General features: G+C 60.7%; 1 protein-coding gene. It reads left to right on the top strand.

The annotated features are described in order from the left end of the window. A partial coding sequence (locus tag P3G66_RS31680) for an amino acid adenylation domain-containing protein (protein ID WP_276117870.1) occupies nucleotides 1-1,880 on the top strand: 1,880 nt, incomplete at both ends.

Here is a 1,880-nt window from a genome sequence, read left to right as displayed (position 1 = left end):
TGGTGTGGATTCGACGTTGTCGGCGTGGTTCGATGATGCTGCTGCGCGGTTTGGTGATCGGGTTGCGGTGCGGTTCGGTGGCGAGTCGTTGTCGTATGGTGAGTTGTCGGTGCGGGCTAATCGTTTGGCGCGCAGGTTGATTGCTCAGGGTTGTGGTCCGGAGTCGTTGGTGGCGGTGGCGTTGCCGCGGTCGGCGGATCTTGTGGTGGCGTTGTTGGCGGTGGTGAAGTCCGGTGCGGGGTATTTGCCGGTGGATCCGTCGTATCCGGCTGATCGTGTCGAGTTCATGTTGGCTGATGCTGCTCCGGTGGCTGCGATTTCGTGGTCCGGGCGTGAGTTGGTGTTGCCCGCTGGTTTGCCTGTGGTTGATATCGACGCGGTGGATGTGTCGGAGTTCGATGGTTCGGTGGTTTCGGATGCGGATCGTGTTGCGCCGTTGCGGTCGTCGAATGTTGCGTATGTGATTTACACGTCGGGTTCGACGGGTCGCCCGAAGGGTGTGCAGGTCCCGCACACGACGGTGGCGAAGTTGTTTGCGAATACTGAGAGTGTGTACGGGTTCGACGAATCCGATGTGTGGACGATGTTCCACAGTTATGCGTTCGACTTCTCGGTGTGGGAGTTGTGGGGTCCGCTGTTGTACGGCGGCACGTTGGTGGTTGTGGATTATGTGACGTCGCGGTCGCCGGAGCAGTTCTTGGAGTTGCTTGCTGCTGAGCGGGTGACGGTGCTCAATCAGACGCCGTCGGCGTTCTATCAGTTGGCCGAGGCTGATCGGTTGGCGTCGGAATCCGGTCGGGCCGCTGAGTTGTCGTTGCGGTGGGTTGTTTTCGGCGGCGAGGCGCTCGAGCTGCGTCGCTTGTCGGATTGGTACGGCCGCCGCGGTGACTTCGCGCCGACGTTGGTGAACATGTACGGCATCACGGAGACGACGGTGCATGTGAGCCATCGTGTGTTGGATGCTGCGTTGGCGGCGGATGCGTCGGCGAGTGTTGTGGGTCAGGCTATTTCGGGTCTGCAGGTGTTCGTGCTCGATACGCGTTTGGCTCCGGTGCCTGTTGGTGTCGCGGGTGAGATGTATGTCTCTGGTGTTCAGTTGGCTCGGGGTTATCTGGGCCAGGCGGGGTTGACGTCGACGCGGTTTGTGGCGAATCCGTTCAATGCCGGCGAGGTGTTGTACCGCACGGGTGACGTCGCGTCGTGGAACAGCGCTGGTGATTTGGAGTATCTGGGTCGCGCGGATGATCAGGTGAAGATCCGTGGTTTCCGGATCGAGATCGGTGAGATCGAGTCTGCGGTGTTGGCGGATGTGTCGGTGGCGCAGACGGCGGTGGTTGTCCGTGAGGATTCTCCGGGTGATCAGCGGTTGGTGGCGTATGTGGTTCCGGCTGCGGGTGTGAGCGTTTCGGTCGACGATGTCCGCACCGGTGTGGGTTCGTTGTTGCCGGAGTACATGGTGCCGTCGGCGTTTGTGGTGTTGGATTCGATTCCGTTGACGGTGAACGGGAAGTTGGATCGTCGGGCGTTGCCGGTTCCGTCGTTGCAGGTTGCGGTGTTCCGTGCTCCAACGTCGGTGGTGGAAGAGGTTGTTGCGCAGACGTTTGCGGATGTTCTGGGCGTCGAGCGTGTTGGTTTGGATGATGATTTCTTCGTGCTCGGTGGTAATTCGCTGATTGCGACGCAGGTGACGTCTCGGTTGGGTCAGGCGTTGGATGCTTCGGTGTCGGTGCGGGAGTTGTTCGAGGCGTCGACGGTGGAGGCGTTGGCTGCTCGTTTGGGTTCTCATGTCGGTGGCGGTTCACGTGCGGCGTTGACTGCGCAGGTGCGTCCGGTTCGGGTTCCGTTGTCGTTGGCGCAGCAGCGCATGTGGTTCCTCAACC

It is taken from the genome of Rhodococcus sp. C3V (assembly GCF_029269915.1).
Taxonomy (GTDB): Bacteria; Actinomycetota; Actinomycetes; order Mycobacteriales; family Mycobacteriaceae; genus Rhodococcus_F; species Rhodococcus_F qingshengii.
Note: the sequence above shows the minus strand (reverse complement) of the source record. Positions and strands in the feature narration are given on the sequence as shown.